Below are 14,684 nucleotides of genomic sequence, written 5' to 3' on the forward strand. Positions count from 1 at the left end.
TACGCTGGAGCAAAGGGGATCAGTGGCCCGCCCGAGAAAGAGCGGGCCGATCCAGAACAGCTGGAACTAGCGACCGGCCGGAACCGTGTCGTCCACCCAGAGCTTTTCATAGGACTGAACCGCGAGTTCCGCCGAGTTCGGCTGCAGGCCATGCAGCCATGGCTGGTGTGCCATCACTGCCTTGTTGTAGTTGAAGAACCAGACCGGCGCTTCTTCCTGCAACAGATTGTTCGCCTTCTTCAGAAGTTCGTTCTTCTCTTCTTCGGTTTTTGCCACCTTGGCTTCGTCGACAATCTTGTCGAATTCCGCATTGGAGAATTTTTGATAATTGCATGCGGATTGCGGCGTCGCGGAATAGAAGCACTGCATCGCGGTGAGTGCATCGGGCCCGCTTTCGAGCGACCACATATAGGCCTGGAAATTGCCAGCCGGAACCACATCAGCAAGCACAGAGGCCTCTACCGGCTTGGCCTTCACCTTGATGCCGACCTTGGCGAGCATCGGAATGATCGCCTGAACAATGGTCAAACCCCAGCTCTCATTCTGCGTTGCAGTCAGTTCGAACTCGAAACCATCTGGATATCCGGCTTCTGCGAGCAAGGCTTTCGCTTTTTCGGGATCATACGGATATGGCTTCGCATCCTTGTCGAAGGCTGGTGATGAGTTTGGAAGCCAACCTACAGCACGATAGGCCTTGTCCTTGACCAGACGCTTGATGATGAGATCGCTATCGATCGCGTAGTTGATTGCCTGACGGACGCGCTTGTCCTGGAACGGCTTGAAATCCGGGTTGAAGCCGACGGCGCGCGTATAAACTTCCGCCACCTCGACCATGTTCTTCGCCAGTTCGGGGTCGGCAAGATAGGCAGTGTACTGCGCGGGGCCAAGCACAGCTACATCGATTTCCTTGTTGCGGAACGCGACATCGCGCGCCGCCGCATCACCCATGATCATGATATTGATCTTGTCGGCGTAAGGCTTGCCCTTCTCGTAGTATTTGTCCCACTTCTCGACCGTGAGGCGTGAGCCGGGAACATATTCGGCAAACTTGTATGGTCCGAGACCGACGGGGTGGCGCTGAAATTCCTCACTGTCCCCCTCGCCTGCAGGATAGATCGCTGTGTTGTTACGCATAAACTGGAAACCCGGATCGATCGGCTGCTTCAACGTGATCTCGAGCGTATGGTCATCGATCTTCTTCAGACCGGAGATTTCCTTGGCCTTACCCTGCGTATATTCCTCCGCTCCTTTGATCTCGGCAATGTAGCGTGCTGGTGGGAATGCCTTTTTCGGGTCCATTATCCGTGTGTAGCTCCAGATAATGTCGTCTGCCGTCAAAGGCTTGCCATTGTGGAAAAATGCATCCTGACGAAGCTTGTAGGTATAGACGAGCCGGTCGTCGGACACGGCCACGTCCGTTGCAAGACCGAGCACCGGCTTGTTCAAATCGGCATCCCAATCATAGAGCGTGCGGTGAATAGCTTTGGCGTAGAACTCGTCCTGCGTGGCAGGCGATGCCTGAATGTCCAGCGTCGAGAAGCTGTCGCCGTAAGGCGCGACGAAATTGATAACGCCCCCTGAACGCGGTTCATCCGCAGCATAGGCTGCCGTTCCCGTCAACAGAGCTGCGGACAGCGCCGCCAGCAATGCAAATTTTCTCATATTGTTCCCCTTCATAAGTGTCATTCTTGCGATTCAGATGAACCGTTCATTCGGACAGTTCCGCCGAAACTTCGCTGTCCGACATTGCGCCGAAGCGTTTCCGCTTCAATTCTTTTTATGATCCGGCAGGAACCGGAGTATCGCTTCACGACCGTTCGAACACGATCTCACCGTCGCGTAGGGTAAGAACACAATGCGTGTCGTTGAGAATTTCTTCCGGCTTTGCAGTGAGCATGTTGCGCGTGAAAACTGCAATATCGGCAACCTGTCCAGGCACGAGCTTGCCCTTCACATTCTCCAACTTCTGTGAAAAAGCTCCGAACTCGGTGTAAACCTGCAGAGCCTCTTCAATGGTCACGCACTCGCGGGCATCCATCACCGTCCCCTTGCCCGTTTCACGGGTCAGCATCGAATAGATATTCGGATAGGGATTGGGGTGACAAACCGGCGCATCGCTGCCGGTCGCGGGTTTGAAACCGAGATTTTTCCACGTCTTCAGCGGGTAGCTTGAAAGGGCGCGTTCCTCGCCGAGAACAGAAATATAGGCATCTCCAAAATCATAGATGAAGACCTGTTGCGGGCACGGATAAATGCCGGCCTTCTTCATCCGCTCGTGTTGCGCCGGCGTGGAGAAACCGCAATGCTCGATACGATGGCGGCGGTCGGGATCGGGATAAGCGACTAGCGCCTTTTCATAGGCCATGATCAGCTGGCCGATTGCTGCATCGCCGATAGCGTGGCATGCCAGTTGGTAACCCTTCTTATGCGCGTCCAGCACCAGCGCTTCCAATTCCGCGTCCGGTAATATCTGGACACCGATATTGTTGTCGTCGCCAAGATAAGGCTTGCTCATCCACGCGGTCCGCCCGCCTGCTGAGCCATCGAGGAAAATCTTGACGGCACCGACCGTCAGCATGTCGTCACCGACACCGGAAACAAGCCCTGCTTTATAGCATTCCTCAACGATGGAAGGCCCAGGGTCGCCAAGCAGTACGAGCCAGGTGCGTACCGGCAAACGCTTTTGCAGCTTCGCGATGTTGTAGGCACGGATTTCATCGAAGCCCGCAACCTGACCGACAGCTGCATCCATAACGCTGGTAATGCCGTAGGAAAGAAGAAGGTTGCCCGCAGCCTCAATGGCTTCGATCATTTCTTCCGTCGTCGCCTTGGGGATAGCCCTGCGAACGGCGCCTTGAGCATTTTCAGCCACCATCCCGGTCAGAACGCCATTTTTCTGTTCGATCAAACCGCCTTCCGGTACCGGGAAGTTTTCATCCACACCGGCCAGCTCAAAGGCTTTCGAGTTGAAGATCGACACGTGGCCACAAGCACGTACGAGCATGACGGGATGGTTTGGAGCGACCGCATCGAGCTCCGACTTATGGGGATGACGACCGACGTCGAGCTTCGTCTGGTCATAACCGCGTGCTTTGATCCAGGTCCCGGGAGGCGCAGAAGCAGCCTTCTCGCGAATGGCATCAAGCAGGCTCTGTAATGTTGGCGCGGCCTGCGGTGTCGCATCAATCCATTTGAGTGTAAGCCCGACCGAGATAAGATGCAGATGGGCATCATTTAATCCGGGTGTCGCGAAGCGCCCTTCGAGGTCGATCAAACGGGTTTTGTCGCCCCTCAAGGACCATATCTGGTCCTTCGTACCCGTAGCAAGCACCTTGCCTTGCCAGATGGCCAGGGCTTCAACTGTGCCCTCTTCGTATCCACACCAGATCGTGCCGTTATAAACTATGGTATCGGCACACAATTCGGGCATTACAGGCATTTCAGCGATCCCCTCCCTACGTCACGCTTATATAAGTGTAGGGAGATTTCCATTGATGCTTTGACCGATCAAGCCGTGGATTTGTTAAATTTGTAGGGGGCAAATTGTTCAAAATGACAAGTCTACGGTCAATTTGCCGAAATTTTTGCAAAGTTGAGGTGAAACCGGTCGATCAAATCGGCAAAGACTGCCGCCAAATGGTTATCGCCGCCTCTGGCCTGTCAACAATCACAGCTTTAAAATATCTGCAGACACGCAAATGATAGGCAGCATCGCTCAACAGAGCACGGTCTCAAGAAGCGAATTGTCGACATACCCCCGACCCATTCCTTGGCGACTGACGACACCAGCGCAATTGGCCGTTAAGGGATGGGCAATGGGGCGTCCCGGTTCACAAATAACGATACGCCCCGTCAAAACGACAATCAAACGATCAGTATGCCGATCCCGGCGTGCGTTCTGCCAACTGTTCGGGAGTCAGCAAATCCGCGTGATGGGCACGTGCGACATCCGGATGCGACCGGAGGCGACTTTTGAGATTATTTGCACCTACCTCGCGGAAGATCGGATTAAGCGCGTCCACAGTCACGCCGCGTTCCTTGGTCTTCAACTCCTCCGGCAAATCGATAACCGGAATAGTCGCATCGTAACGAGCGCCAAGGAAGAACGCGACTGAGAAGCGTTCAACACCTGCTGGCGGCGCGACGACGCCGTGTACATCCGCCCGCACGAATCCGTTCGTGGCAAGCTCAAGCAGTTCCCCGGTATTGATGACAAAGGTGCCTGGGACTGGAGGCGCATCGATCCATTCGCCGTCTTCGCGTTGAACCCTCAAACCGGGAACAACATCCTGCAGGAGGACGGTAACGAAGCCACCATCCTTATGGGCACCCACCCCTTGTTCGCTTTCCGCCACATCGCGGCCCGGATAACGAATGATCTTCAAGAGCTGAGACGGATGCGGTTCGTAAATCTGGGCGAAAAAGTCTTCCGGCTGTCCCAATGCAGCAGCGATGGCTTTCAGAATGTCGATGCCGACACGCGTCACCTCGGCCTGATAGGCAAGCAGCAACGGCTTGAGTTCCGGCAACGCATCCGGCCATTGGTTCGGGCCGATCAGTCGCTTCCACGCCGGGCTGTCCGAACCAATTACGGCGGGCTCCGATTCAGTGTTGATATCCAGCTGTTCACGCCAGTCCTGCTGGCCGCGTGTCCGTTCAAAGCCAGCTCGATTGTAGCCTCGAAAATGGGGCGACTTCACCATTTCGATCTTCAGCTTTTCTTCCGCGGGCAGTGCGAAGAACTTCTTCGCCGTACTTACTACGTCTTCCACGAGTTTTGGATCGACGTCGTGGCCCGTAAGATAGAAAAAACCGTGGTCGTGAAGCGTCCGGCGCAATTCTTCAATAAAGCTGCCGCGCTCCTCCGCACTTCCGTTGAAACGGGACAGATCAAGCAAAGGCAGGTTGATCGGCGTGGTATGTATGGTCATGGAAACCTCCTGAAAATTCTTAGCGCGAGCGACGGCTGCGGGCCACGCGGTGATTGACAAGGCGAGCGGCATAATCGCCGGTAATCTGAATGGATTGCACGATTGCAACCAGAATGATGACAACGGCGATCATGACTTCCGGCATGAAGCGTTGATATCCGAAACGAATTCCGAGATCGCCCAAGCCACCGCCGCCGACCGTTCCTGCCATCGCCGAGTATCCGACAAGGCTGACAAGGGTAACCGTTTGCCCGGCAATAATCCCCGGCAGCGCCTCTGGCAGCAGCACCTTGAAGATGATCTGGATAGGCGTCGCGCCCATGCTTTCCGCAGCCTCGATCAGGCTTTGGTCTACTTCACGCATCGCCGTTTCCGCTAGTCGCGCGTATAAGGGTACGATTGCCACTGTCAGAGGAACGATGGCTGCATAGGTGCCAACCGTGGTTCCAGCAATCAGGCGCGTCAGGGGAATGATCGCCACCATCAGGATGATGAACGGCGTGGATCGAACCAGATTGACGATCGTGCCTGCTATGCGGTTAAAAGCCGGTCGTTCAAGAAACTGGCCGGGGCCGGTAACAACCAGCGCGACGCCCAGCGGTAGGCCGATCAAAGTGGACAGGACAGCTGATGCGGCCACCATAATGGCCGTCTGCCTCAGCGATTCAAGCAAGAGCCCGGCGAGCGCCGGGGGAAGCAGATCGGACAACATGGCCGATAACCTCTCCATGAAGATTGAGTGAAGAAAGATAGCTTCGGACAGCGGCAAGATCAGCCGGACCGTGCTCAGCGACAAGCGTCATGATGCCCAGAGGTTTGCCGCAAATATAATCTATACGTCCATGCAGTATGTTCGGATTTATCCCGAAACGCTGCACAAGCGTTGCAACGACAGGCGCGTGGGCGGCATCACCGGCGAACACGATACGTAGAACGGGATCCGATCCCGCTACAGGTTCCGGCAGTAGCCGCCGAGACACTTCCGCCGGAAGATCATGAGCAACAATGCTTGCCAGAAATGACCGGGCGGTTGGGGATTGCGGAAAAGCGAAAACATCGAAAGTCGGGCCACTTTCAACGACCCTGCCGCCATCGAGAACCGTCACATAGTCAGCGATGTCGCGTACTACCTCCATTTCATGCGTAATAAGCACAATCGTCAGGCCGAGGCGTCGATTGATGTCTTTCAATAAAGAAAGAATTTGTTCCGTGGTTTCGGGATCAAGCGCTGAGGTAGCCTCATCGGATAGCAGGACGCTGGGCTCCAGAGCCAATGCCCGCGCTATGCCGACACGCTGCTTCTGACCGCCTGACAGTTCCGATGGATAAGCACCAGCCTTTTCCTTGAGGCCCACCAACTCAAGCAGATCGTTAACACGCGATTTTATAGTTTTCCGATCAATACCGGCGAGTTCCAACGGTAGAGCTACATTACCATAAGCAGTTCGCGAGGAAAGGAGGCTAAAATGCTGAAATATCATTGATACTTCACGCCTGACCTGCCGTAGTTCTTCTTGCCGGAGGGTTGTGATCTCACGGCCCGAAACAAAGACTTTCCCATCGCTTGGATGCACCAGTCCGTTCAGGCAACGGACCAGCGTACTCTTCCCTGCACCTGAGCGGCCAATGATACCGTGAATGGTTCCCTTTTCAATCTGAAGCGAAACATTGTCGATGACCGGACCAGCCTTCTCGTCATAGGTCTTTGTCAGCGAACGTATGTCGATGATCGACAGTGGTGATGTCACATCACCCAGTGCCGTATTCGACATATTTTCGCTGCGTACGAGCACATTCATCTCACCAACCCGCTATGATGTTGCCGCCGAATTTCTTCTCGATGAACGCTTTGACGTCGGGGGACTTATAGGATTCGATTAGCGTCTGGACCCAGGGCGCATCCTTGTTCTTTTCCGCGACAGCAAGCAGGCAGAAATAATCGGATAGCTGATCTTCAATCAAAATCGCATCACGGCTCGGCACCAGCCCGGCACTCAGCGCGAAATGCGAAGTGATAACGGAAAAATCCACGTCTTCCAGCGACCGGGGAAGCTGGGCCGTTTCCATTGGAATAATTTTGACCTTCTTCGGATTATCAACGATATCGAGTTCGGTTGCGTTGAAAGTCACCCCCGGTGTGAGCTTGAGAACGCCCCCCGCCTCGAGAAGTTTCAGGGCACGACCCGCATTGCTGGGATCATTGGGAATCGAAATCTGTGCCCCCTCCGGCAGTTCGCCAAGTGATTTATATTTGTGCGAATATCCGGCCATCGGCAACAGCACAGTACGACCGCCGACGGCAACAAGGCTGAGACCTCGATCCTTGTTCTGCTGGTCGAAATAAGGCGTATGCTGGAAGCCATTGGCGTCGAGATCACCATCATTCGTTGCCGGGTCGATCAGTGCGCCGTCCGAGAACTCCACAATCTCTATTTCCAATCCCTTTGCCTTGGCGACGGGTGCCAGTGCTTCGGCGATTTCCGCATGTGGACCAGAAGTCACGCCGAAACGGATTTTGTCCGCAAATGCAGGTGAAGCGACGAGTACGGAAAAGAGTGCTGCGGAAACAGCTCCGCGCAACAATGAAACTGGATGCATGTCATTTTCCCTGTGGTTGTTTTTGAGGCACGCTTACGCAGCGCGCCGTTTGCGTTCATTGTTCCACTGTGCCAGCCTTGAACTGGCTTCCTGCAGCGTTTCTTCGCGCTTCGCGAAACAGAAACGCACATGGCTGCGCACATCGCGCGCACCGTAGAAGGACGAGATGGGCACAGGTGTTACGCCTGCTTCAAGCGTCAAACGTCGGCAGAAATCGAGATCATCGTCTCCGCTATCAAGTGCTCGTATGTCCGCCACAGCAAAATAGGTGGCTGGTACATCGGCGACCTCGAACCCCGCAGATTTCAGCCCTTCGACCAGAAGGTCTCTCCGCGATGCCAGCGCCGCACGAAGGCCGGTGAAATAACTGTCCGGCAAGCTTAACCCTACCGCCACTGCCGTTTGCAAAGCCGGGGGCGTGGTAAAAGTTACATACTGATGCGCACGGGCAATTGGCGCAAGAGTCGCCTCGGAAGCGGTCACATAACCAACCTTCCAACCCGTCAGGGAAAAGCTTTTTCCAGCAGAGCCGATACGCACCATACGGTCACGTATTTTTTCAACGCCCCATAAGGAATGAAACGGCCTTTCATCGAAGACGAGATGCTCGTAGACCTCGTCCGATACAATCAGGAGATCATGCTTGATGGCGAGATCGGCGAGAAACTCCAATTCATCGAGATCGAATATTTTGCCTACCGGGTTCATCGGCGTGTTGACGACAATCAGCCTCGTCCGTGGAGAGATGACTTTCGCCAACTCCTCACGCGGTAGTTCCCACAGAGGCGGCTTCAACCGTACCGGGACCACCGTTCCTCCTGCACGACGAATAAGCGTTGCATAAGCATCGTAAGCTGGCTCGAACAGAATTACCTCGTCGCCCGTGTTCAGATGCCCGAGAAACGTATCGGCTAGCGCTTCCGTAGCGCCGGAAGTGACGAGGACTTCCTTTTCCCAGTCAATGTCGAGGCCAAGAAAACGTCTCGTGTTTTCTGCAACCGCCTGACGGAGGACGGGCAGGCCCATCATGGGTGGGTACTGTTGTGAAGTTTCACGAAGAGCGAGGGCAGCAGCGTCAAGGAGTTCAGTTGGCTCAAAGCCTTCCGGGAAACCCTGTCCCAGATTAATAGCTCCGCGCTCAACGGAAAGCCGCGACATCGCCTCGAAAATCGACGTTCCCGCCTCACCGAATATCGGGCTAACCATCGGCGCTCCCCTTTCGCAATCGAACTTACGGGGAGAAGATAAAGCCTATAAAATCAGTAGACAAAGCATGGACTTGCCATCCCGGACAGCCGCAGGGAAAGCTTTTTCAAATTTTGGGGAACGTGAAACAGATTCAAGTTCCGCAATTGCAGCTGATTTTGAATCATCCTGCCGTTTGGCTATGCCGATTGCGCCAGAGTTCTCCAGCCTTGTCGAAGAACAGCGTATAGCTTTCATTGTCGGCGGATGCTGCCGTCATCATCCCCATGGCAGCGGTGGCAACGATTGTATTTTCTGCGCGCTTGTCCACGGCCGCACCGGACCAGACGCCATACCAGTATTCAAATGAGCTGAAGTTCGAATGCTTGTCTCCGCTCTCTCTGGATAGTGTGGGAAGCAGCAGATCTATTTCACGACCGTCCAGAAGTCTGTGGACGGTATGGGCCCTGTGTGGAACCAGTTCCGCAACATCGCGGCTGGTCGAAACAACCGAGATCGACGGCAAGCCAAGAAGCGCACCTGCATCGCGATGCAATTTGCGATATGCGGGTTGGGTAACCCCAAGGAAAGATGCCTTGAGGTTCATCGGATTAAGCAGATGAACGAGGCTGTTCATCGATGAACGCGACTCGAACAGGGGATAGAGCGCCATCAGCGCATGGATCTGAGGAGCGAAACCGGCCATAGGCATGAAGCATATGCCATGTGCTCTCAATGCATCTTTCGCCAGAGAGTGTGATGTCGCGATCGGAAGATTGATAGCTTCGGCAGCGATCTCAAGCTTGCCCGATATCTCGCCGGTACCGCAGTTTCCGTGCAGGACAACCGGAAAGCCAGCCCGGGCGACCAGCAATGCCGAAAGCATGAACCACGGTGATTGCATGGAATTGGGCGACAGATAGGCTGGCCAATCCAGTGCAGGCATATTCAGTCCGGCGTCGGCTGAGTAAATTCTTCTTGCCGCCCGCGCCATGCCAGCCAGTTCCGGTGCAGTTTCTCCACGGTAGTGAATAAGCCGTAGTAATGCACTGATCTGCATCGGATCGGCATTCCCTGTGAAAATCGTCGTGAAAGCATCCTCGGCTTCGGACATTTCCAGCGGGCGGGTGTGCCCGGCTTTTCGCCCTACCACAGCGATATATTTTGCAAGCCTCCTGATTGGATCATTTTCGCCCTGGATGTCCGCGAACTGCGCCGCAAGCTGTTCCGGCGTGGGGTGGTTTTCAAGCTCGACCACCTTACGGATACCGAGCGGCGGCGGTGCGACGATGGCGCTTCGGTTCCAGCCATGATGGCCGGTGCAACTGGATTTCGGCACTTCGGCGAGATCCAAATTGAGGAGTGCTTCAGCTTCATTCGCAAGGCGTCGCAAACGCGCACGCAACGCTTCGGCTTTCGGCGTAGCCACCATGTTACGTCCCGAGCGAACCAGAATGGGGTCGTTAAACTTCTCGCGGATCTGGCCAAGCAGCCGACTCATCGCCGCAATGCTCAACCCCATCTGCTTTGCAGCGCCGCCAACACTGCCCTCCACAAGAAGTGCATCAAGAGCGATCAGCAGGCGTAATTGTCCCAAGCGAAGGCTTTCGTTCTCACCTTTCGCCGTTTGCTGCTGCGTTTTCGCTTCCTTGCCCGACATCACTTTTGTGCCCGTTCATTTGCAGTTTTTGGAACTTAGAATGCTTATAAAACATGACGATTGACGTCACCTTATCGCCATACATAAGGAGACTTGAAAACTCAACTTTAAACGGTGACGAAAATGACGAGCTTGTTTCGGGGATTGTGGGCCGATGGTACACAAAACAGGCGTATGGCTGGCAAACCGCTCGTGTACCGGGCGATCCTTGCGGGCACGTGTCTTTCCACAGCGCTGCTTTTGAGCGAAGCGGTTGCGAACGCGCAAACCGCGACCAAGGCCAAAGAAGAAGCATCTTCCGAGGCGAGCGCCAAGAAAAAGGCAGCGGAAGCAGCCGTCGAGACGGGTGCTGACGGAGCCGTCAAACTCAAACAAATCGTTGTCACGGCGACCGGGTTCGAACAGAACATCACCGACGCGCCCGCAAGTATCACCGTGATTCCCGGAGAAGAGCTGGAAAAAGGCGTCTATCGCGATCTGACGGACGCTCTAAAAGATGTGCAAGGCGTAGCTGTAACCGGTCCCGCGGCTGAAAAGGACATCTTCATTCGCGGTCTTCCCGGCTCTTACACGCTGCTTCTGGTAGACGGCAAACGGCAGAGCACCCGCGACGCCCGCACCAACGGCAATTCCGGTTTCGAACAGAGCTTCCTGCCACCGGCGAACGCCATTGAACGGATCGAAGTCATTCGCGGCCCGATGTCCTCGCTTTACGGATCGGACGCCATGGGCGGTGTTATCAACGTGATCACCAAAAAGGTGTCGGACACGTGGAGCGGCTCTTTCTCGGTCGACGGCACGGTACAGCAGCACTCCAAATTCGGAAACTCATTGCAAGGCTCCTACTATATGACCGGGCCGCTGGTTCCCAATCTTGTAGGCGTTCAGCTCTGGGGGCGTGGTCTCAAGCGGCAGGAAGACAATATCGTCAGCGGCACGCCTGAGCAGAAGGATATCGACATCACGGGACGTGTCACGATCACGCCGAATGAAGATCACGATATCATGCTCGAATTGGGAAAGACGCGCCTTCGCCGCGACTCCACCGTTGGCAATACGGCAGCGTCGGGTTCGGACTCCTACAACTACAATGATCGCGATCATTGGTCTATCAGCCACACCGGCCGCTGGGGTCCGACAACATCGGAGTTCTCGTTCCAGCAGGAATGGGCGGAGCGCACCAATTTCAACTGGGACAAGAAGACGAAGAGCTATGTCGAGAATCTACGTTCTCCGCACATCCGCAACTCTGTGCTCGATGGCAAGTTCACGACGCCGTTTGAATTCTACGGAAATCACACCCTGGTAACAGGTGGGCAGTTCATGCAATCGGTGCTCACCGATCAAAACCCGGGACGCCGCACCGGTCTGGACGAGGAATTCAGTGTCCGCCAGTGGGCGCTCTTTGCCGAAGACGAATGGTGGATCACCCCGGACTTCGCCCTGACGGGTGGCCTGCGCATGGATGACCATGAGATTTATGGATCGCATTTCAGCCCGCGCGGCTATGCCGTCTGGCACGCAACTGAACAGTTGACGTTCAAGGGCGGCATCTCCACAGGTTTCCGCGCACCAGAACTGCGCACTATCGCCCCGGGATACGCTTATACGACGGGCGGGGCGGGATGCTCATACGGTCCTAACGGCACCTGTGGCGTGATCATCGGCGATCCGGACCTGCAGCCAGAAAAGAGCACGAGCTATGAAGCGAGTGTTCTCTGGGACAATCAGTCCGGCCTTCGTCTGGGCGCAACGTATTTCTACACGGATTTCAAGGACAAGATCAGCAATGCATTGATCACGGATGCGAACGGTGATCCTGTTCGCTGGAGCGAAGATCCCAATTATCGCCTCTGGTACAGCTTCAATATCGATGAAGCCGTGATGCAGGGTGTGGAACTCACCTTCAACTGGGAAGCAACCGACACGATCACCTTACGCGGTAACTATACCTACACCGACTCCGAACAGCAGACGGGTGATTACAAGGGCTTGCCTCTGGCACGCACGCCGAAGCACATGGCGAGCCTGCGTGCGGACTGGATAACGCCGGTTGAAGGCCTGAGCGCATGGGCAGCCGGTAACTACCACGGCGAAGAAACCAATGCGGGCGCGCGTATCGGAACAGCCGGCGAACCGGTTTACAGAAACGGCAAGGTGGTCGCCCGTAAATACAAGCCCTATGCGACCTTCGATATTGGCGGGTCTTATGACTTCAGCGAGAATGTCACCTTGAATGCCGCCGTTTACAACATCTTCGACAAGAAGGTGGACGTGGATGACTTCAATTCAGTCGTCGATGGGCGTCGTCTCTGGGTCGGAATGACTTCCCGCTTCTAGGATTGCAAGCCAAGACGCCTGCCCCAACGGCTGGCGCCTTCCACTGATGGGATGCTCCTATGAGCGTAGTGACGATGATCGTAAAATGGGTGTGCCTGACAATGACGGGGATACTTACCGCTTCAACCGTGCAAGCTGCCGAGCCTGTCACTTCGTCGTTTGACATGGAGGCCAATGGCATTGCCTATCGTATATTCACTGCTGCCCCCAAAGGTGCGGCACCCGAAGGCGGTTACCCGGTTATATACATGATTGACGGCAATCGCACGTTGCCGATTGCTGCAAAACGTATGGCGGAAAACCCAGCATTGAAAGCTGTCGTTGTCGGCATCGGCTACCCCACCGACAATCCGGAAGAAATTGTCCGGCTGAGATATTTCGACCTCACCCCTCCCACGCGCGATGATCTGATCCCGGTTCACTTCAATGTACCGAAGACAGGAGGACGAGAGGCCTTCTTCAACTTCATCGAAAATCAGGTGAAGCCTGAGATCGAAAAGCGTTTCAACATCGACAAAGACCGGCAGGCTTTGTTCGGGCACTCTCTGGGCGGGTTGTTTACACTATATGCCCTGTTCAACCACCCGGCTTCCTTCCAGAGTTATAGTGCAGCAGACCCATCGATCTGGTGGAATGACCGCTCAATTTTGAAAGATAAGGATCAGTTCGTCACGAGTTCCAAGGATAGCCCTCGCCCCATCCGCTTGCTTATAGAAACCTCGGGCAAACGTGGTAACCGGCCTGGCCAGACGAAGCAGGATGATGACCGGTTGAAGAAACTGCGCGGCGGGCCCTCTGGTGCGGATATCTTCAAGGAGCTTTCTGAACTGCCGCAAATGGATGCAGCATTCCGTCGTTTTGAAAATGAGAGCCACGGATCAATGATACCGTTAACGGTAGAAGACAGCCTCGATTTCATCCTGCTCGGAAAAGCTCCCATCGTCAAAAACAACTGAATTTTACCTCTCCGTCTTTGACGGCGAAGATACTTGACTATAAAGCACAGGATTGATGAAAGGATCGAACACCATGCTGAATATCGCTCAACAGGTTTCCCGCTTGTGTGGTGCCGCTGTCGTGGCACTTGGCGTCGCTGCATCTGCAAATGCCGCGGATTTGACCGTCAAGCATGCCCAAGGTGAAACAGCGGTTCCAGCCTCACCGACAAAAGTACTGGTTTTCGATCTTGGCACCCTCGACAATCTTGACCGTCTCGGCGTCAAAGTAACCGGCGTTCCCAGCGGCATATCGTTTCCTGAATATATGAAGAAATATCAGGGCGATGAATACGTAAAGATCGGCACATTGTTCGAGCCTGATTATGAGGCCGTCAACGCGGCAGAGCCTGATCTCATCATCGTGGCAGGCCGTTCAGCCGCCAAATACGGTGAACTTTCGAAAATCGCACCTACGATTGATCTCACCACCAACGCGAAAAACTTTATCGTCGACACTGAAGCCAATGTGGAAAAGCTTGGCCAGATTTTCGGAAAGGAAGCAAAAGCAAAGGCTGAAGTCGAAAAGCTTGATGCTGCGCTTGCTGCCCTGAAGGAAAAGGCTGCCAATAAGGGTACAGGGCTTCTTATCCTCACATCCGGCGGAAAGATCAGCGCCTATGGTCCTGGTTCGCGCTTCGGAGTCCTTCACGAGAGCTTCGGCGTCAAGCCGGCAGCGCCAGACCTTTCCACTGGCAACCATGGCCAGCCTGCCAGTTCGGAATTCATCCTGGAAACCAATCCGGACTGGTTGTTCGTCATTGACCGCGATGCGGCGATTGGTCGGGAAGGCAATTCGGCCAAGCAGGTTCTCGACAACGACCTCGTGCGCCAGACCAATGCCTGGAAGAAGGATCAGGTCGTCTATCTGAACGCTCAGAACTGGTATCTCGTCGGAGGCGGCCTCGGTGCGCTTCACGGCACGGTTGATCAGCTTTCGCAGGCTTTCGACAAGGCAAAGTGACAGCTTTCCAA

At 54.9% G+C, this 14,684-nt stretch carries 11 protein-coding genes; 3 read left to right on the forward strand and 8 right to left on the reverse strand.

All coding sequences use genetic code 11. The annotated features are described in order from the left end of the window. Positions 1-66: 66 nt before the first annotated feature. From JNC63_RS16035 to JNC63_RS16070, 8 genes are all read right to left on the reverse strand, one after another. On the reverse strand, positions 67-1,662 hold the full coding sequence (locus JNC63_RS16035; RefSeq protein WP_021587268.1) for an ABC transporter substrate-binding protein: 1,596 nt from the start codon (positions 1,660-1,662) through the stop codon (positions 67-69). Between the two features lie 145 nt (positions 1,663-1,807). After that, entirely contained in the window at positions 1,808-3,430 is a 1,623-nt protein-coding gene (locus tag JNC63_RS16040) for an amidohydrolase (protein WP_374846531.1), read from the reverse strand. A gap of 442 nt (positions 3,431-3,872) precedes the next feature. Further along, positions 3,873-4,931 (reverse strand): isopenicillin N synthase family dioxygenase, encoded by a 1,059-nt coding sequence (locus tag JNC63_RS16045; protein WP_006473154.1) that lies wholly within the window; start codon positions 4,929-4,931, stop codon positions 3,873-3,875. Between the two features lie 19 nt (positions 4,932-4,950). Further along, the gene (locus JNC63_RS16050; RefSeq protein WP_021587269.1) at positions 4,951-5,643 is read right to left on the reverse strand and encodes a methionine ABC transporter permease; all 693 of its coding nucleotides are present in this window, start codon (positions 5,641-5,643) and stop codon (positions 4,951-4,953) included. After that, a complete protein-coding gene (locus JNC63_RS16055; RefSeq protein WP_006469044.1) occupies positions 5,597-6,730 on the reverse strand; it encodes a methionine ABC transporter ATP-binding protein in 1,134 nt (377 codons plus the stop codon). The genes JNC63_RS16050 and JNC63_RS16055 overlap by 47 nt, the downstream gene beginning before the upstream one ends. A 1-nt stretch (position 6,731) precedes the next feature. Beyond that, complete coding sequence (locus tag JNC63_RS16060) at positions 6,732-7,529, reverse strand: MetQ/NlpA family ABC transporter substrate-binding protein (RefSeq protein WP_006469045.1); 798 nt, start codon at positions 7,527-7,529, stop codon at positions 6,732-6,734. A gap of 33 nt (positions 7,530-7,562) precedes the next feature. After that, complete coding sequence (locus JNC63_RS16065) at positions 7,563-8,735, reverse strand: aminotransferase (RefSeq protein ID WP_063621082.1); 1,173 nt, start codon at positions 8,733-8,735, stop codon at positions 7,563-7,565. 163 nt (positions 8,736-8,898) lie between these two features. Continuing rightward, positions 8,899-10,374: a glycosyl transferase family protein gene (locus JNC63_RS16070; protein WP_006472644.1), complete on the reverse strand. Its 1,476-nt coding sequence runs from the start codon at positions 10,372-10,374 to the stop codon at positions 8,899-8,901. A gap of 174 nt (positions 10,375-10,548) precedes the next feature. Here JNC63_RS16070 and JNC63_RS16075 point away from each other — a divergent pair, with 174 nt between their 5' ends. Genes JNC63_RS16075 through JNC63_RS16085 form a run of 3 tightly spaced genes read left to right on the forward strand, consistent with a single transcriptional unit; the run spans position 10,549 to position 14,673 of the window. Then, the gene (locus JNC63_RS16075) at positions 10,549-12,714 is read left to right on the forward strand and encodes a TonB-dependent receptor domain-containing protein (RefSeq protein WP_006472645.1); all 2,166 of its coding nucleotides are present in this window, start codon (positions 10,549-10,551) and stop codon (positions 12,712-12,714) included. Between the two features lie 59 nt (positions 12,715-12,773). Further along, a complete protein-coding gene (locus JNC63_RS16080) occupies positions 12,774-13,670 on the forward strand; it encodes an alpha/beta hydrolase (RefSeq protein ID WP_006469049.1) in 897 nt (298 codons plus the stop codon). 55 nt (positions 13,671-13,725) lie between these two features. Continuing rightward, positions 13,726-14,673 (forward strand): siderophore ABC transporter substrate-binding protein, encoded by a 948-nt coding sequence (locus tag JNC63_RS16085; RefSeq protein ID WP_006472647.1) that lies wholly within the window; start codon positions 13,726-13,728, stop codon positions 14,671-14,673. The last annotated feature ends 11 nt before the right edge of the window (positions 14,674-14,684 follow it).

It is taken from the genome of Brucella ciceri (assembly GCF_041930145.1).
GTDB lineage: Bacteria > Pseudomonadota > Alphaproteobacteria > Rhizobiales > Rhizobiaceae > Brucella > Brucella intermedia.